10 protein-coding genes are annotated in these 18,089 nt (G+C 73.0%); 1 reads left to right on the top strand and 9 read right to left on the bottom strand.

The window, feature by feature from the left end; translation table 11 throughout:
• Positions 1-3: 3 nt before the first annotated feature.
• The 9 genes from D7231_RS33305 to D7231_RS33265 form a co-directional block, all read right to left on the bottom strand.
• Positions 4-8,001, bottom strand: a complete 7,998-nt coding sequence (locus D7231_RS33305) for an amino acid adenylation domain-containing protein (RefSeq protein WP_120759885.1) — start codon at positions 7,999-8,001, stop codon at positions 4-6.
• Between the two features lie 14 nt (positions 8,002-8,015).
• Positions 8,016-9,764 (bottom strand): condensation domain-containing protein, encoded by a 1,749-nt coding sequence (locus D7231_RS33300; RefSeq protein ID WP_242000053.1) that lies wholly within the window; start codon positions 9,762-9,764, stop codon positions 8,016-8,018.
• A gap of 55 nt (positions 9,765-9,819) precedes the next feature.
• Positions 9,820-11,310, bottom strand: coding sequence for an AMP-binding protein (locus D7231_RS33295; protein ID WP_120759881.1), 1,491 nt, complete (start codon positions 11,308-11,310; stop codon positions 9,820-9,822).
• A complete protein-coding gene (locus D7231_RS33290; RefSeq protein ID WP_120759879.1) occupies positions 11,307-12,095 on the bottom strand; it encodes a thioesterase II family protein in 789 nt (262 codons plus the stop codon). Before D7231_RS33290 ends, D7231_RS33295 begins: the two co-directional genes overlap by 4 nt.
• Positions 12,092-13,855, bottom strand: coding sequence for a non-ribosomal peptide synthetase (locus tag D7231_RS33285; RefSeq protein ID WP_120759876.1), 1,764 nt, complete (start codon positions 13,853-13,855; stop codon positions 12,092-12,094). The genes D7231_RS33290 and D7231_RS33285 overlap by 4 nt, the downstream gene beginning before the upstream one ends.
• A complete protein-coding gene (locus D7231_RS33280; RefSeq protein WP_120759874.1) occupies positions 13,848-14,879 on the bottom strand; it encodes a TauD/TfdA family dioxygenase in 1,032 nt (343 codons plus the stop codon). The genes D7231_RS33285 and D7231_RS33280 overlap by 8 nt, the downstream gene beginning before the upstream one ends.
• A complete protein-coding gene (gene ddaH / locus D7231_RS33275; protein ID WP_120759872.1) occupies positions 14,876-15,724 on the bottom strand; it encodes a dimethylargininase in 849 nt (282 codons plus the stop codon). Before ddaH ends, D7231_RS33280 begins: the two co-directional genes overlap by 4 nt.
• A 100-nt stretch (positions 15,725-15,824) precedes the next feature.
• Positions 15,825-16,037, bottom strand: coding sequence for an MbtH family protein (locus D7231_RS33270; protein WP_120759870.1), 213 nt, complete (start codon positions 16,035-16,037; stop codon positions 15,825-15,827).
• 115 nt (positions 16,038-16,152) lie between these two features.
• Positions 16,153-16,434 (bottom strand): hypothetical protein, encoded by a 282-nt coding sequence (locus D7231_RS33265; protein ID WP_120759868.1) that lies wholly within the window; start codon positions 16,432-16,434, stop codon positions 16,153-16,155.
• Positions 16,435-16,816: 382 nt separating this feature from the next.
• Here D7231_RS33265 and D7231_RS33260 point away from each other — a divergent pair, with 382 nt between their 5' ends.
• Positions 16,817-17,785, top strand: a complete 969-nt coding sequence (locus D7231_RS33260) for a helix-turn-helix domain-containing protein (protein ID WP_120759866.1) — start codon at positions 16,817-16,819, stop codon at positions 17,783-17,785.
• Positions 17,786-18,089: the final 304 nt, after the last annotated feature.

Here is an 18,089-nt window from a genome sequence, read left to right as displayed (position 1 = left end):
GGATCAGTGGGCCGAGCGGCGCAGCGCGGGGCGCGCCTTCGGTGCGGTGGTCAGGCCGGCGGCGACGCCGGCCGGGGTGGGGTGCTGGAAGACCTGGCGGATGCGCAGTTCCAGGCCGAGCTCCGCCCGGACCCGGCTGATGAGCCTGGTCACTTGGAGGGAGTGGCCGCCCAGGGCGAAGAAGTTGTCGTCCGGGCCGACGGAGTCGACTTCCAGGACTTCGGCGAAGAGCGCACACAGCGCCTGCTCCGTCGCCCCGCCGGCCATGGGTTCTCCGGTGGATGCGGTGGGTGCGGTGGGTGTCTCTTCGGCAGTGCGGCGGACAGCCCGGCGCCGGGCGGGCAATCCGGGGAGGGCGCTGAACGGCCGGTCCGGGTCGGCAGTGACGATGCCGAACAACGCTTCGAGGTCGGTGGCCACGTGCTTGGCGGTTTCGGCGGTGAACAGCTCTGTCGCGTAGGTAAGTTCGCCGTGCAGGCCGTCCGGTGTCCCGTCGGCGCTGTGCCGCTCCGCCATGTCGAGGGTGATGTCGAACTTGGCGATGCCGAAGGGAACCGGCCGGTGCTCGGTGGTGAGACCGGGCAGATCCAGGCTGTCGGCGGGTGTGTTCTGGAGTTGGAGCATGACCTGGAAGAGGGGGTGGCGGGCGAGGGAGCGGTCGGGGTTGAGGGCCTCCACGACGCGTTCGAAGGGCACGTCCTGGTGCTCGTACGCCGCCAGGTCCGCCTCCCGGACGCGGGACAGCAACTCCACGAAACTGGGATCACCGGAGACGTCCGTGCGCAGCACCAGGGTGTTGACGAAGAAACCCACCAGACCGTCCAGAGCCTCATCCGCACGCCCAGCGACCGGTGTGCCGATCGGAAGGTCCGTACCCGCCCCCAGACGCGACAACAACACCGCCAGACCCGCCTGAAGCACCATGAACAACGTGCAACCGCTTGTCCGCGCCAGCTCCGACAAGCGGGCGTGCAGCTCGGGACTCAGCCGCACCGGGACCGAACCGCCCGCATGACTCGCCACCGCGGGACGCGGCCGGTCGAACGGCAGGGCCAGCTCGGCAGGAGCCCCCGCGAGCTCCTTCCGCCAGAAGTCCAGCTGCCGCGCGACGACGCTGTCCGGATCGCTCTCCTCCCCCAGCAGCTCACGCTGCCAGAGGGTGTAGTCCGCGTACCGCACAGGCAGCGGCTCCCACTCCGGGCGGTTCCCCTGCCGACGGTCCTCGTACGCCCGCGCCAGGTCCCGCAGCAGGGGTTCCATGGACATGCCGTCGGAGGCGATGTGGTGCATCACCAGGAGCAGGACGTGCTCGTCGGGAGCGAGGCGGAAGAGCCGTGCCTGGAGGGGTGGTTCGGCCGCCAGGTCGAAGTGGTGGGCCGTCAGGGACGTGATGGCCCGGTCCAGTTCGGGCTCGGTGACGTCCTCGGCCGTCAGCTCGGGGCGGGCCTCGGCCGGGGGCAGGACACGCAGGGCCGGGCGGCCGTCAACATCGGGGAACAGGGTGCGCAGCGTCTCGTGCCGGGCGACGACATCGGCCAGGGCCTCGGCGAGGGCGGTGCTGTCCAGGGTGCCCTGGAGCCGGACGGCAAAGGGCATGTTGTAGGTGGCGGCTTGTTCCTCGGCCTGGTGGACGAACCACAGGCGATGCTGGGCGTAGGACAGCGGCGGGTGGTCCGTGTGCTGCCCGCGCACCAGCGGCGGCCGGGCGCTTCCGGCGTCGCCGGCCAGCGCGGCGAGCGCGGCCGGTGTCTGCGCCCGGAAGAGGTCGCGGATGCCGAGTTCGACGCCGAGGGCGGTACGGGCCCGGGAGATGAGCCGGGTCGCGAGGAGCGAATGCCCGCCCAGGTCGAAGAAGCCGTCCTCGGCTCCCGCTTCGGCCACGCCCAGGACCTCGGCGAAGAGGCCGGTCAGGATCTCCTCCCGTGGTGTGCGCGGCGCGCGGGAGGCCGGCGCCGTGCGGTCCGGGGACGGCAGGGCCTTGCGGTCGAGCTTCCCGTTCGGTGTCAGCGGGAAGGACTCCAGCGTCATGAACGCCGACGGCACCATGTGCTCCGGCAGGACCGACGCCAGTTCCCGCCGCAGAGCGGCCGCTTCGAGCGTGCGGCCGGCCATGGGCACGACGTACGCCGCCAGCCGCTTCCCGCCGGGGCCGTCCTCGCGGACCGTCACCGCCGCCTGTGTCACCCCCGGGACACGGGCCAGCGCCGCCTCGATCTCACCCGGCTCCACACGGAACCCACGGATCTTCACCTGCTCGTCGGCACGCCCGAGGAACTCCAGGGCACCGTCGCGGTTCCAGCGCGCCAGGTCGCCCGTGCGGTACATCCGCTCCCCCGCGCCGAACGGGCACGCCACGAACCGCTCCGCCGTCAGCGCCGACCGGTGGAGGTAGCCGCGGGCCAGTCCGGCGCCGGCGAGGTAGAGCTCGCCGGCGACGCCCGGTGGGACGGGCCGCAGCACCTCGTCCAGGACGTAAGCCCGGGTGTTGGCCAGGGGGCGGCCGACCAGCGGGTGATCGCTGTCCGCCAGGTCCAGCCACAGGGCATCGATCGTGTACTCGGTCGGGCCGTAGATGTTGACGCCGATGATGCCGTCGGCTTCCCGGACCTTCGCCCAGAGCGCCGCGCCGGTGGCCTCGCCGCCGAGCTGGACGACCTGGGGGCGGTGCTGGTGGTCGGCCAGCATGCCTTCTTCGATGAGCTGTTCGGCATACGTGGGCGTGATGTCGAGCACGTCGATGCCGGCCTCGGTGATGTGCCGTGCCATGGCGCCCGCGTCACGGCGGATGTCATCGCCGATGACGTGCAGCTCATGGCCGGCAACCATCCACAGCAGCCCTTCCCACGACGTATCGAAGGACAGCGAGGCCGTCAGCGCCACCCGCATCGGCCGGGTCCTCCCCTGTGCTTCCTCGGCGTGGGTCATGAGACCGGCGCGGTGGAAGGCGTAGAGGTTGCGCAGCCCGGCGTGGTCGACGACGACGCCCTTGGGCCGGCCGGTGGAGCCGGACGTGTGGATGACGTACGCGGCGTGGGAAGGCAGAACGTCGGCGCCGAGGTTCCCGTGGGGGTGTTGTGCCGTCGCCGGGTCGTCGATCAGCACCAGGTGGGCGTCGCCGGCCATCGGCAGGGTTCCGGCGGTGGCGGAGTCCGTGACGACGACTGCGGGGGCTGTGTCCGCCAGCAGCAGGGTGATGCGTTCGGCCGGGTACTCCAGATCGATCGGGACGGATGCCGCTCCGGTCTTCAGGACGGCGAGCAGCGCCACCACCGACTGCTCGGACCTGGGCAGCGCCAGCGCGACCAGGCTTTCGGGGCCCGCGCCGTGCCGGGCCAGGGCGTGGGCCAGGCGGTTGGCCCGCGCGTTGAGCTCGGCAAAGGTCAGCGCGGTGTCGCCGTGCACCACCGCCGTCGCGTCCGGTGTCCGCACGACCCGGTCCTCGAACAATTGCGGGAACGTGGCCTCGGGCGTGGTGAGAGCCGTGTCGTTCCAGTCCACAAGGATGCGCTCGCGTTCCCCGGCGGTCATCAGCTCCACCCGTCCGACCGGACGCAGGGGCTCGGCCGCCAGCTGCTCCAGCACCCGGGGCAGAGTCGCGGCCAGGTTCTCGGCGGTCTCCGGATCGAAGAGGTCCGCCGCGTACTCCAGCGCACCGCTGATCCCGGCGGGACCGCCCTCGGCGTCCCGCCACTCCCGGACCTCGACGGTCAGGTCGAACTGTGCCGTGTCGAACCGAAGAGGCTCGTCGTGGACGTCGAGATCGGCGAGTTCCAGGGTGTCGGTGGTCTCCAGGAGCTGGAACATGACCTGGAAGAGGGGGTGGCGGGCGAGGGAGCGGTCGGGGTTGAGGGCCTCCACGACGCGTTCGAAGGGCACGTCCTGGTGCTCGTAGGCCGCCAGGTCCGCCTCCCGGACGCGGGACAGCAGCTCCACGAAGCTGGGGTCACCGGAGACGTCCGTCCGCAGGACCAGGGTGTTGACGAAGAAGCCCACCAGACCGTCCAGGGCCTCATCCGAACGACCGGCGACCGGTGTGCCGATCGGGAGGTCCGTACCCGCTCCCAGACGCGACAACAACACCGCCAGACCCGCCTGAAGCACCATGAACAAGGTGCAGCCCCGCGAGCGTGCCAGCTCCAGCAGCCTGGCGTGCAGCGCGGCATCCAGCTCCACCGGGACCGAACCGCCCGCATAACCGGCCACTGCCGGACGCGGCCGGTCGAACGGCAGGGCCAGCTCGGCAGGAGCCCCCGCGAGTTCCTTCCGCCAGAAGTCCAGCTGCCGCGCGACGACGCTGTCCGGATCGCTCTCCTCCCCCAGCAGCTCACGCTGCCAGAGGGTGTAGTCCGCGTACTGCACCGGCAGCGACTCCCGCAGCGGACCGTCTCCGGCCTTGCGGGCTGCGTACCCCCGTGCCAGGTCGTCGAAGAGCGGCCGCCACGACCAGCCGTCGAGCGCGATGTGGTGGACCACCAGGGCCAGCACGTGCTCGTCCTCGCCCAGCGCGAGGAGCGTGGCCCGCACCGGAGGCCGGTGCGCGAGGTCGAACTCTTCGTTCACCAGCCGCTCCAGGATCCCGCCCGGGTCGCCGTCCCCGGCCTCCACGATGTCCAGCTCCACGCCTGGGGCGTCCGCCGGCAGGATCCGCTGGCACGGCTTGCCGTCGGCCTCGGGGAAGACCGTGCGCAGGGCCTCGTGCCGGCCGGCGACGTCTGCCAGGGCGGCGGCGAGGGCGTCCCGGTCCAGCGGTCCGCGCAGCCGCAGGGCGAACGGGCAGTTGTAGCCGGCGCCTTGTCCCGACCGGCTCAGGAACCACAGACGCCGCTGGGCGAACGACAGCGGCAGGACGTCCGGGCGGTCCATGGTCCGCAGGGCCGGCCGTGCCGGGGCGAAGCGGTCCAGGCAGGCCGCCAGACCGGCGACGGTCGGGGTCGCGAACACCTGGCGGATGCCGAGTTCCACACCGAGGGCGGTACGGACCCTGGCGACGAGCCGCATGGCGAGGAGGGAATCACCGCCCAGGGCGAAGAAGTCGTCCTCGGCACCCGCCTCGGGCAGTCCCAGCACGGCGGCGAAGAGTCCTGCGAGGATCTCCTCCCGTCCCGGGCGGGGCTTGCGGCCGATGCGTCCGGTGCCGTACTCGGGGGCGGGCAGGGCCTTGCGGTCCAGCTTGCCGTTGGCGGTCACGGGCAGGGCGTTCAGGACGACCACGGCGGACGGCACCATGTGTTCCGGCAGCGTCCCGGCCAGTTCCTCCCTCAGCCGGGTGGGCCGGAGTTCGGCGCCGGGTGCGGGCACGGTGTAGAGGACCAGGCGGCGGTCGCCCGGCCGGTCCTCACGGACCACGGCGGCGGCCTGTCCGACGGCGCCGCAGCGGGCGGCCGCGGTCTCCACCTCGCCGGGTTCGACGCGGAATCCCCGGATCTTCACCTGGTCGTCGGCACGGCCGAGGTATTCCAGGGTGCCGTGGCCGGTCCAGCGGACGAGGTCGCCGGTGCGGTACATGCGGGCGCCGGGTTCGAAGGGGCAGGCGACGAACCGTTCCGCCGTCAGGGCCGGCCGGCCGATGTAGCCGCGGGCCAGCTGGACGCCGGTCACATAGAGTTCGCCGGTGGTGCCGGGGGCGACCGGCCGCAGGCGGCCGTCGAGGACGTAGACGCGGGTGTTGGCGGCGGGACGGCCGATGGGAACGGTCGTCGTCGCCGGATCGGGGCGGCAGGGCCACAGGGTCACGTCGACGGCGGTCTCCGTGGGCCCGTAGAGGTTGTGGAGCTCCACGCCGTCGAGCGTGTCGAAGAAGGCCGTCCGGGTTTCGGGCGGGAGTGCTTCGCCGCTGCACACGATCCGGCGGAGCGTGCTCGCGGTGGCGCGGGCGGCCGGTTCCTGGAGGAAGACGCTGAGCATCGAGGGGACGAAGTGGGCGGTGGTGACGGATTCGCGGCGGATGAGGTCGGCGAGGTAGACGGGGTCCTTGTGACCGTCCGGCTCGGCGACGACGAGCGCGGCCCCGGTGATCAGGGGCCAGAAGAACTCCCACACCGAGACGTCGAAGCCGCACGGTGTCTTCTGCAGGACGCGGTCCTCGGCGGTCAGCCCGTATTCCTCCTGCATCCACAGCAGGCGGTTGACGATGCCTGCGTGGGTGACTTGGACGCCCTTGGGGCGGCCGGTGGAGCCGGACGTGAAGATGACGTAGGCCGGGTGGCCGGGGGTGAGCGCGGTGGTGGGCGGGTGCGCGGGCACGCCGGTGTCGGGGGTGTCGAGCGCGAGGACGGGCACGGCTGTGGGCGGCAGGTGCCCGGCGGTCCCAGTGGTGGTGAGCAGCAGGGCGGGTGCCGCGTCGTCGAGGAGTGCTTCGGTGCGGCGCGGGGGCTGGCCGAGGTCGACGGGCAGGTAGGCGGCGCCGGCCTTGACCACGGCGTGCAGGGCGACAACGAGGTCGGCGGAGCGCGGCACCGCGACGGCGACGGTGTCCTCGGGGCCGATGCCGAGGGCGACGAGGCGGTGGGCGAGCCGGTTGGCGCGCTCCTCCAGCCGGCGGTAGGTCAGCCGCTCGTCGCGGAAGAGGACGGCCGGGGCGTCGGGGGTGCGGGTGGCCTGGGCGGTGAGCAGCTCGGGGAGGGTGGTGTGCGGGAGGGGCCGGGTGGTGGCGTTCCAGTCGTGGAGGACCTGCCGGCGCTCCGCCGGGCCGAGGGTGTCGAGGGCGCCGAGGGTGGTGTCCGGGGCGGTGGTCCACTGGTGGAGCAGCCGGGTCAGCCGGGCGGCGAGGGCCTCGGCGAGGGGGCGGTCGAGCAGTTCGGGGCGGTGGCTCAGGCGCAGTTCGAGCCGGGTGCCGGGTTCGACGACGAGGGTGAGCGGGAAGTGCGTGGTGTCGCGGAAGGCGATGTCCACGTCGGGGGTGCCCGGCAGGTCGAGCGCGTAGTCGTTCATCGGGAAGTTGTCGAAGACGATGTTGGTGTCGAACAGCGCCTGCGACGATCCGGCGAGGTGCTGGATGTCGGTGAGCCCGAGGTGGTCGTGGTCCATGAGCGCGGCGCGCTGGTGCTGGACGCGTTCGCACAGCGCGGTCAGGGACGCCCGGGGGTCGAGCCGCGCCCGGACCGGCACGGTGTTGATGAGCATGCCGATCATGGTGTCGGCGCCGGGGAGGTCGGCGGGGCGGCCGCCGACGGTGCAGCCGAAGACGACGTCGTCCCGTCCGGTGACGCCGCCGAGGATCACGGCCCAGGCGCCCTGGACGACGGAGTTGAGCAGCAGGCCCTGCCGGCGGGCCTGTTCGGCGAGGGCCGCCGTGGCCTCCTCGGTGAGGCGGACGGTGACGTCCTCGCAGGTGCCGCCGGCCGGGGCCGGGCCGGCGGGGGCGAGGTAGGTGGGTTCGCCGACGCCGTCCAGTACGGCCCGCCAGGCGCGCTCTGCGGTGGGCCGGTCGCGCCGGCCCAGCCAGGCCAGGTAGTCGCGGTAGGGGTGGACGGGCGGCAGTGCGGTGGCCTCGCCGTGCTGCCCGTAGAGGGTGAACAGCTCGCGGAAGAGGAGGGCGAACGACCATCCGTCCAGGATGATGTGATGCGCCGTCACGATGAGGCGGTGGCGTGCCGGGCCGAGGGCGAGTGCGGTGAAGCGGAGCAGCGGTGGGCGCCGGATGTCGACGCCGCGGGCCCAGTCCGCGTCCGTGAGGTCCACGGCGCGGGCCTCGGCCGCGTCGGGGGCGAGGTAGGTGAGGTCGATGTCCTGCCAGGCCAGGGGTGCGTCCCTGCGGACGACCTGGATCGGCTCGCCGGTGCGGCGTTCGGTGAAGGTGGCCCGGAGGTTGGCGTGGCGGCGTACGACGGCGTCGGCGGATGCCTTCAGCCGGGCCGTGTCGAGGGGGCCGCGGAGGTCGACGGTGAACTGGGCGATGTAGAGGCCGTGGGCGTCGTGCTCGTACCGCGAGTGGAAGAGCATGCCTTCCTGCAGGGGCGTGAGCGGCAGGATGTCCTCGACGACCGACTGTGTGTTCTTCATGGCTTTCCCACTCATCAGAAGGCTTCCAGTGCGGCTTCGAGGTCGTCGATCTCGTCCTGGCCGATCGAGGACAGGGCGACATCGGAGGGCGTCGGCCCGCCGGCGTCCGGGCGGCGGGCACGGGTGACGAGGGCGGTGAGCATGCGGAACCAGGACTCGGCCAGCCCGTGGACCACCGCCTCGCCGATGGCTCCCGCGGCCCAGGTCCAGTCGGCCCGCAGGACCGTCCCGTCCGGGGAGTCCAGGGTGATGGCGCCGATCTCCACGACGTGGGCCATGGGCATACCGGGGGTGACGGAGTCCAGGCGGGCGCCGTACTCGGGCAGGATGTGCCAGTCGCGGTCCCGGTCGCCGGTGAAACGCCCGAGGTAGTTGAAGCCGATCTCGGCGGCGTCCGGGCCGGCCGGTGCCGGGCCCGCGGCCGGGTGGAGGTGGCGCAGCAGGCCGTAGCCGATGCCCTTGTCGGGGATGCCGCGCAGGTGTTCCTTGACGCGTGCCAGGGCCGCCCCGACGGTGGGGCCGCCGGCGCGGACGTCGTGCGCGTCGAACCGGCCGAGGTCGAGGCGGACGGGGAAGATGGTGGTGAACCAGCCGACGGTGCGGGAGACGTCGGCGTCCTCGAAGAGCTCCTCCCGGCCGTGGCCCTCGAGGTCGACGAGGACGCCGGACGCGCCACCGGGCGCGTGGTGGTGGCGGTGTTCGGCGAGGGCGAGGGCGAGGCCGGTCAGGAGGATCTCGTTGACGTCGGCGTTGAGCCGCTCGGGCGCCTGCGTCAGCAGGGGGCCGGTGATGTCGGCGGGCAGGGTGACGGCATGGTGGCCGGCCCGTTCCTCCAGGTCCTGCCCGGGGTCGAGCGGGCGGTCGGCGAGGCGGAGGGTGCCGGGCCGGAGGGTGCCGGCCCAGTGCGGGAGTTCGGCGGCCCGGCGCAGGGCGGACGCTTCGGCCGCGAGCAGTCCGGCCCAGCGGCGGAAGGAGGTGGGCACGGGGTCGAGCCGTGGCGGGCGGCCGGCGGACACGGCCTCCCAGGCGGTGGCGAGGTCGCCGGTCAGAACGCGCCAGGATACGCCGTCGACGACCATGTGGTTGATCACCACGGCGAGGCGGCCGGGCCGGTCGCGGCCGGCGTCGAACCAGACGGCCTGGAGTACGGTGCCGTCGCCGAGCGAGAGCCGGTCCCTGGCCGCTTCGACCTCGCGCCGGACGAGCCGGGCGGTGTCCGACGGGCCGAGGCCTTCGGTGCTCACCCGGGTGAGGGCGGACCCGGCACGCACGGCGCCGGCGGGCTGGATCACCAGGTGGTCGGTGAGGGCGCCGCCGGGTGCCGTGCGGCGCAGCCGCAGCGCGTCGTGGCGGTCGAGCAGGGCCTGGATCATCGTCAGCGCCCTGTCGTGGGTGAGTCCGGCGGGGGTGCGGACGACGACGTACTGGTGGTAGTGGTCGGCGGGGCCGCCGCGCTCGCGCAGCCAGTGCATGATCGGTGTCGGCGGCAACGGACCGGCCCCGTCGCCGTCGCCGGGATCGGCGCCGGTCGTGGTGGCGGCCGTGGACACGGCCGCCAGTGCGGCCACGTCGGGCTGGGTGAGGACGTCGCGGACGCCGATGCGCAGGCCTGCCTTGCGGGCGGCGCCGACGAGTTGTACGGCGATGATGCTGTCGCCGCCCAGCCGTACGAAACTGTCGCCGGGGCTGACCCGGGGGACGCCGAACAGGTCGGCGAGCAGGCCGCACAGGATGGCTTCCCGGGGCGTCAGGGGCGTTGCCACAATGATCCGTTTCCTGTCTTCGTGACGCGATGGGTGAGGGGCCGGTGAGATGGCGTCAGACCATGTCCCGGAGCCTGGCCCGGTCGATCTTGCCGTTGGGGGTGACGGGCAGGGCGTCGAGCGCGGTGAACCGCTTCGGCACCATGTAGGCGGGGAGTTGGGCGGCGCAGGCGCGGATCAGGTCGTCGGTGCCGACGTCCGAGCCGGTCTCTCTCAGGTAGGCGGCGGCCAGCTGGGTCGAGGCGGCGACCTTCACGCCGACGACAGCCGCCCGGCGGACGCCGGGGACGCCGCCGAGGACGGCCTCCACCTCGCCGGGCTCCACCCGGTACCCGTTGACCTTGAGCTGGTCGTCGACGCGGGCGAGGAAGTGGAAGGCGGTGCCGTCGAAGCGCACCAGGTCGCCGGTGAGGTAGCAGCGGCGGGTTCCGCCGTCGCGGTGCGCTGCCGTTCGGAACTTCCGTGCCGTCAGGTCGTCGTCGCCGAGGTAGCCCAGGGCCACGCAGTCACCGGCGATGACGAGTTCGCCCTCCTCGCCGGGCTCGAACGGCCGCAGCAGGCCGTCGTCCAGGCGCAGCGGTTCCGCGCCGGCGACGGGGGTGCCGATGGGCGGGCGGTCGGGCCAGGAGGCGGGGGCGCCGGGCAGCCGGTGCTGGGTGACGACGTGGGTCTCGCTGGGCCCGTACTGGTTCACCAGGTCGATGGCGCCGCGGGCGCACAGCGTGCGGACCTCGTCGTTGACGACCAGTGGTTCGCCGCTCACCAGGATCTCGCGGAGGGTGGGCAGTTCCACTGCCTCGACGGCAGCCGCCGTCGCCAGCCCGTGCAGGCCGACGACGGGCAGGAGGGCGCGGGCCGCGCCGTGCTCGCGGATGATGCCGACGAGCGTGAAGGGGTCCTGCCGCTCCTCGTCGCCGACGACGATCAGGGCCGCTCCGGCCAGCCAGGTGGCGACGATCTCCTCGTAGCCGACGTCGAAGCCGACGGACGTGGTGTGCAGGGTGTGCGGCAGGGAGTGGTGACGCCAGTGGCGTACGTGCCACCGGCCGAGGCCGGTGAGGACGACCGGGGGCACTGCCACGGCCTTGGGTTCGCCGGTCGAGCCGGACGTGGAGATGACGTAGCACACCGGCCCGCCGGTGACCCGGTCCCGGCGGGGGCCGCGCACTTCGCCGATGGTGTGTTCGGGGATGTCCCAGGTGGCGGAGGGCAGGCCGGCTGCACGCAGGACCAGCACGCAGCCGGCGCCGTGCGCGATCCTGCGGGCCCTGGCCGGCGGCAGGCCCGGGTCGACGGACAGGACGCCCGCACCGGCGCGCCAGGCACCGAGGAGCGCGACACAGCGCTCCCAGGAGCGGGTGGCGAGGACGGCTACGACGTCGCCGGGGCCGATGCCGCGCGCGGCGAGTCCGCCGGCGATCTCGGCCGAGGCCGCGTCGAGTTCGGCGTAGGTGTGGTGGGTGCCGCCGTCGGTCACGGCGACGGCGTCGCGGTGCCGGTGTGCGGCGTCGAGGAGGTGCCGGGTCAGTGAGGTGTCGCCGGTCATCCGCTCAGGGCGCCTTTCGTCAGGGGTGCGGCGGGGTGGAGCGCCGTGATGCGGTCCGGGAGGGTCCGCCAGACCTCGGGGGTGTAGAAGTGGCCGCCGGGCAGCACGTCGTGCCGGTGGGTGGCGGTCGTGAGGGCGCCCCAGCGGGTTCCGGTGTCGTCCCCGACGACCGGGTCGTCGGCACCGGAGAGGACCTGGAGGGGGACGCCGACCTTCGCCCCGCCATAGGTGAAGGTGTCGCGGACCCGGATGTCGGCGCGCATCAGCTCCACGGCCATCGCCGTCAGGTCCTCGTCACCGAGGACGTGCGCGGACAGCAGCCCGTGGGTGCTCATCCAGGTGAGGAGTTCGTCGTCCGTCCCGCGCCGGTCGGGGAACCGGTCGCGCGCGGTCAGGCCCCGGTCGGGGGCGTTGCACGAGGACACGACCAGAGTTTCCGGCAGGGGGTCGCCCGCCGCGGCGAGCCGGGTGGTGACGTCGAACGCCATCCAACCGCCCATGCTGTGCCCGAAGAGGACGTACGGGACGCCGGGCGCCGTGGCAGCGCGGACGGCGGCCGCCGCGTCCTCGGCGAGGGCCTCCCAGGTGTCGGCGAAGTCCTCGGCGAAACGCCCCTCGCGGCCGGGGTAGCAGACGGCGAGGAGGTCGGTGCCGGCGGGCACGGCCGCGGCCCACTCGTGGTAGGCGGCCGTGCCGCCGCCGCAGAAGCCGAGGCACACCAGCGTCCGCTCCGCGCCCTCGGTCCGTTTCAGGGCGACCACCGTGGTGGCGGGTGCGGCGTTCATGCCGTCCTCCCCGCGCGCAGCGACTCGGCGTGCCCGGCGAGGTCGCGCAGGCGCGGGTGCCGGTAGATGTCCTTCGTCGGCATGACCACACCGATCCGTTTCTTGAGCCGCGAGACGACGCGCAGCGCCACCAGGGAGTGGCCTCCGAGGGCGAAGAAGTCGTCGTCGGGGTGGATGTCGTCGCGGCCGAGGACCTCGGACCACACTCCGGCGATCAGCTCCTCGATCTCACCGTCGAGGCCGCCCGGGCCGGGGCCGGGGCGTTCCGTCGCGGCGTCCGGCGCCGGCAGGGCGCGTACGTCGACCTTGCCGCTGACGGTCATCGGCAGGGCGTCCAGGGCGACGAACGCGGCCGGGACCATGTAGCCGGGCAGCGCCGCCGCGGTGTGCTCCCGCAGTTCCTCGGGGGTGGGGCCGCTGCCGTCGGACGGCACGTAATGGGCGAGGAGGCCGGTCCCTTCGCGTACGGTCGCCACCGCGCCGCCGACGCCGGGGTGCGAGCGCAGCGCCGCCTCGACCTCGCCGAGCTCCACCCGGAAGCCGCGGACCTTGACCTGCCGGTCGGTGCGGCCGAGGAACTCCAGGGTGCCGTCGGCGCCTTGGCGGACCTCGTCGCCGCTGCGGTACATACGGGTGCCGTCCGCGGCGAAGGGGTCGGCGACGAACCGCTCGGCGGTGAGCGCGGGCCGGCCGGTGTAGCCGTTGGCCAGGCCGGGCCCCGCCAGGTAGAGCTCGCCGGCGGTGCCGGCGGGGACGGGACGCAGGGCGCCGTCGAGGACGTACGCCCGTACCCGCGGCAGGGGGCTGCCCAGATGCGGGCCCGGGCCCTCGATGCGGCAGGCGGTGGCGTCGACGGTGGTCTCGGTGGGCCCGTAGAGGTTGAACGCCTCGATCCGGCCCTCGGTGTACGCGTCGGCGAGCTCGCGCCACATGCGCGGCGGCACCGGCTCGCCGCCGATGAGGAGGCGCAGCATCCGCTCGGGGGGTGCCTGCGGCAGCAGGTGGGGGGCGAGGGCTTCCCAGTGGGAGGGGGTGAGGTCGAGGTCGGTCACCCCGTGCTCGGCGAGGAGCGCGGCCAGCCGGTGGGGGTCGGTGCGGTCCGCGTCGTCGAGGACCACCAGGGTGTCGCCCCGGCACACGCGGACCCACTGCTGGACGGAGGCGTCGAAGGACATGCTCGCGTTCCAGGCGACGACCCGGTGGTCGTCCGCGTAGACGCCCCGCTGCTCCAGGCCGGCGACGAGGGCGGCGACGCCGCCCCGGCAGGCCTCGACGCCCTTGGGGGTGCCGGTGGAGCCGGAGGTGTGGACGACGTACGCCGGGTCTTGGGCGGCCGGTGCCACGCGCGGCGGCGCGGTGGTCCCCGTCGGGCCGGGTGCGAGGACCGGCACGCCGGTGGACCAGGCGGCGGCGGTGTCCGTCACCAGTGCGCGCAGCCCGGCGTCGGCGGCGACGCGGGTGAGCCGGGCTTCGGGGTGGGCCGGGTCGAGGGGGACGTACGCGGCACCGGCGCGCCACACGGCGAGGGGCGCCACGACCCAGTCCGCGCCTCGGGGCAGGCCCACTCCGACCCGGTCGCCCGGCCCGATACCCAGGGCGTGGAGGCGGCCGGCGAGGTCCGCGGTGCGGGCGTCGAGTTCGGCGAAGGTGAGGGAGCAGTCCGGCCCGATGACGGCCGTGCGGTCGGGCGCGGCCCGGACGGCCTGCCGGAACCGGTCCACCAGGTCGGTGAGGAAGGGGAGTTCACATGTATCAGCCATGAGAGGGCACCGCCTCCGGCGCCGGGCGGGGCGTGTCGGCGGCGGGCTGGACGGTGGGACGGCAGTCGGCGAGCGCCACGGGGGCGCCCATGGCGACCACGATCCGGCGGTCGCCGTGGAAGGGGTCGCGGCCGTGCGCGCTGAGGATGTTGTCGACGAGCAGCAGGTCGCCCGGTTCCCACGCCCGGCGGACGGTGGCCGCCTCATAGGCGGCGTTGACGGTGTCGAGCTCCTCCCGGGTGAAGGGCAGGCCGTCGCCGAAGCCCGTGTTGAACGGCAGGCCGTCGTGGCCGAGCTCGTCCACGAGGGTCTCGCGGACCTCCTCGTCCAGCGACCACTCGTTCCAGAAGGCCAGGTGGTTGAACCACACCTCCTCGCTGGTCTCCGGGTGGTGGACGGTGCCGGGGCGCAGCTGGCGGGTGCGGAGGTTGCCGTCCTCGTCCCAGGAGCAGGAGATGAGGTTCTCGGCGCAGTAGCGCTCCACCTCCGCCGGGGAGTCGGTGGCGAACGCGGACCGCCAGTCCAGCGAGAGGTGGTCGGAGTAGGTGCGCCTGAGCAGCCAGCCGTGGGCCCGCATCCGCTCCACCAGATGCGGGGGGAGGTTGCGCAGCACGCTCCGGCAGTCGGCGACGGGGGTCGCGCCGCCCTGCTCGGGTGCGGTGAGGCAGCCGAAGAGCAGCAGCCCGGGGAAGGTGAGGGTGTAGCTGTTCTCGTTGTGCATCCTGATCGGCTGGGCGGCCGGCAGGTCCGTGGAGGAGTAGACGTCGCCGCCGAAGTCGCTGCGGGGCGTGGCCTTCTCGCGGTAGGGGGTGCGCTGCGGTATGAGTACGTCCCGGACCCGCGCGAAGGTCTCCACGCTGTGCACGGGCAGGCCGCGTACGTACACGGCTCCGTGCGCCCACAGACCGGCGCGCAGTTCGGTGTGCGCGGACTCCAGCCAGGCGAGCGCCTCCTCGACACCGGCCGGGTGGGGGGCCACGAGTGTGGCGGGTGCGCCGCGCTCGACGATCCAGCGGGCGGTCACCGGTGGCCTCCCGTGGCGCGGTGGCGGATCTCCAGGGTGCAGCACTTGACGCTGCCGCCGCCCTTGAGGAGCTCGGACAGGTCGACGCCCACGGGCCGGAAGCCGCGGGCGGCGAGCTTGTCGGCGAGGCCCGTCGCGGCCTGCGGCAGGAGGACGTTGAGCCCGTCGGAGACCGCGTTCAGGCCGAACACCTCGGCGTCCGCCTCGTCGGCGAGGATCGCGTCGGGGAACAGTTCCCGCAGCGTCCGCCGGCTGTCCTCCGAGAAGGCGGCCGGGTAGTACATGATCTCGTCGTCGTCGAGGACGGCGAGCGCGGTGTCGAGGTGGTAGAAGCGCGGGTCGACGAGCGTCAGGCTGATGACGGGGACGCCGAACAGCTCCCGGGCCTCGGCGTGCGCGGCGGGGTCGGTGCGGAAGCCCGTGCCGGCCAGCACTCGGCCACCAACCACCAGGTAGTCGCCCTCACCCTCGTTGGTGTGCTCGGCGGCCTTCACCTCGGTGTGGCCGGCCTTCTCGAACCATGCGCGGTAGGCGGGAGCCTCGGCGGCCCGCTGTGCGTACCGGAAGTTGGCCACCAGGACGCGGTCGTCGTGGACGGTGGCGCCGTTCGCGGAGTACACCATGTCGGGCAGGCCGGGGACCGGCTCGATCAGCTCGACGGTGTGGCCGAGCTCCTGGTAGAGGTCGTACAGCCGCTCCCACTGGAGGACGGCCAGCGCGGTGTCGACCGGCTTGGCGGGGTCCATCCAGGGGTTGATGCAGTAGTCGACTGCGAAGTATGTCGGACGGCACATCAGGTAGTGCCGGGGCCGGGCCGTACGGGCCGGCTGCCGTTGTTCGTGCATGGAGGGTCTCCGGGTCGGGCGGATCGAGTCGGTGGGAAGGGGCGTGAAGAGGCCGGGGAAGGCCCGGGAAGGAGGGAGGACCGGGAAGGGGAGGACCGGGCTACGGCTCGCGGGTGAGGGCGGCCAAAGAGGCCGGACGCATGTCGGTCCAGGTCCGCTCGATGTAGTCGAGGCAGACGGCCCTGGTGTCCTTGCCGTGGACGGTGGTCCATCCGGCGGGCACGTCGATGCCCGCGGGCCAGAGCGAGTGCTGGTTCTCCTCGTTCGTCAGAACCAGGTACTCGCCGTCGTCGCCCTCGAAGGGGTTGGTCATGGGGAATTCCCTCTCTGCATGGGATGGGGTGGTACGGGTCCGGGGTACGGCGGCACACCGGCGCGGCGTGCATGCCGGTGACCGCCGGGCTGTTACGGGTGGGTGGATGCCGGCCCTACGCGGTGCGGACGGCGTGGACGCTCCAGGCGCGCAGGTGTGGAGACATGGCCAGCGCGCGTCGGCAGATGCCCAGGGCTGCGGCCTCTGCGGCAGCCTCGGAGAGCGCCGTGGTGAAGATCCCCAGGTGGAGACGGCCGGGAGCACAGCGCGTGCTGATGTGCTCCAAGTGGTCCTCGGCGGTTGCCGCGACCCACAGCACGGCGGCCACCTGCGCTCCGTCGAGTACCTGGCGGGCGCCGGACCCGGTGGCGGCCAGAGTGATGACGGTCAGTCGCATCGTCGGGGGTACGTCAGTCCCAGATCACAGCGGCCGCACCACCCGAGAGGTCGCGGCCTGCCGGGCTGCGGTGGCCAGGACGGCCGGACGGCCAGGGGTGCGGATACGGACTGCCATGGGAAGCGCCTTGTCTGAGCGAGCGGTCAGGGCATCTGCTCCTGCTGGAGCTGATCGGGCGGCCGGCTATTGCACGCCGTCCCGCCGAACACCATCCTGATCGGCCGACCACGGGCCCGGGAACCGGTTCGGGCCGGTCTAAACCGTCCAGGCCGGTTTATGCCACAGGCGACATAAACAACCCCCGATGGACGTTGATTCACTGTTGAACGCCTACGCCCAGACTGTCCGGCACGGGACACCTACCACCCGGAAAGGGGAACTCATGTTCGCAGTGCTCGGCCTGGAGACGAAGGACGAGGCGGTCTACCGGGAGATGCTGGAGTCCCCCGCCCTGGGAATCGAGGAGATCGCGGCCCGCCTGACCACCTCCCCGGACCGCGTCCGCGCCTGCCTGGACAAACTGTTCGAGCTCCAGCTGATCCAGGAGTCCTTCGAGGCGCCCGGCCGCTTCCTGGCGGTCGAGCCGGCCGTGGGCATCCAGCAGATACTGGCCCGGCAGCACGACGAACTGATCGAGCGGCAGCGGCAGATAGCCGACAGTCACACCTCGTTCATCCGCATGCTCTCCGGTACGGGGGCCCACTCCTCCCGCGGCAGCGGCATCGAGCGGCTGGAGGGCATGGATGCGGTGCAGCGACGGCTCCGGGAACTGTCCCACGACGCGGCCCGCGAAGTGCTGACGTTCATGCCCGGCGGACCCCAGTCGGTGGCGGCCCTGCAGGCAGCACGACTCAACGACGGACACGCCCTCGGGCGCGGGGTGACGATCCGTACGATCGGTCTGGATGGGGTCCGCGACGACGCCGCGACCCTGGACTACGCGCGGTGGCTGACCGAACAGCGCGGCGAGTTCCGCACCGCGGCGAGCCTGCCGCCACGGATGGTCCTCGTCGACGGGGCGTCGGCGCTGATCCCCATCGACCCGGGGAACACCCGCAGAGGCGCCCTGTGCCTGTCCGACCCGGCCCTGCTGGCCCCCTTGCTCGCGCTTTTCGACCAGATCTGGGCAGGGTCCACTCCCCTCGACACCGAACACCACCACACCCTGTCCGACCGCGAGCGCGCCCTGCTCGCCTGCATCGCCCAAGGACACACGGATGAGTCCGCCGCCAAACAACTCCACGTCTCACCGCGCACCACCCGCCGCATGATGGCCTCCATCATGGATCAGCTCGGTGCCCGCAGCCGCTTCGAGGCGGGCCTCAAGGCGGCGCGACTGGGCTGGCTGTGAAAGCGGCACCAACTGACCCGCCGGGCTGCCGGACGAGCTCCCGGTCCGGGCCCGGCCGGCCAAGACGAAGGCTCCGGCTGCCGAGTGCGGCAGCCGGAACCTTGGCGTCGGTGGAACCCACTAGTACTCCAGCAGCGTTTCGCTATCTGGCCTGGTCAAAGGCGTCGTCGGGAGTGTAGTGGTCCGGTCGTGGATCAGGGGCGGTCCGGCCGGACCGCCCCTCCAGCGTGTGGGGCGGGATCTGGCTGGCCGGCTCCGGTGCCGACAGCCTTCCAAGGTGATCGACGAGTATGCGGACGTAACG

It is taken from the genome of Streptomyces klenkii (assembly GCF_003626645.1).
Lineage (GTDB): Bacteria > Actinomycetota > Actinomycetes > Streptomycetales > Streptomycetaceae > Streptomyces > Streptomyces klenkii.
The sequence above is the reverse complement of the archived record's forward strand: the minus strand, read 5'-3'. Positions and strand labels throughout refer to the sequence as shown.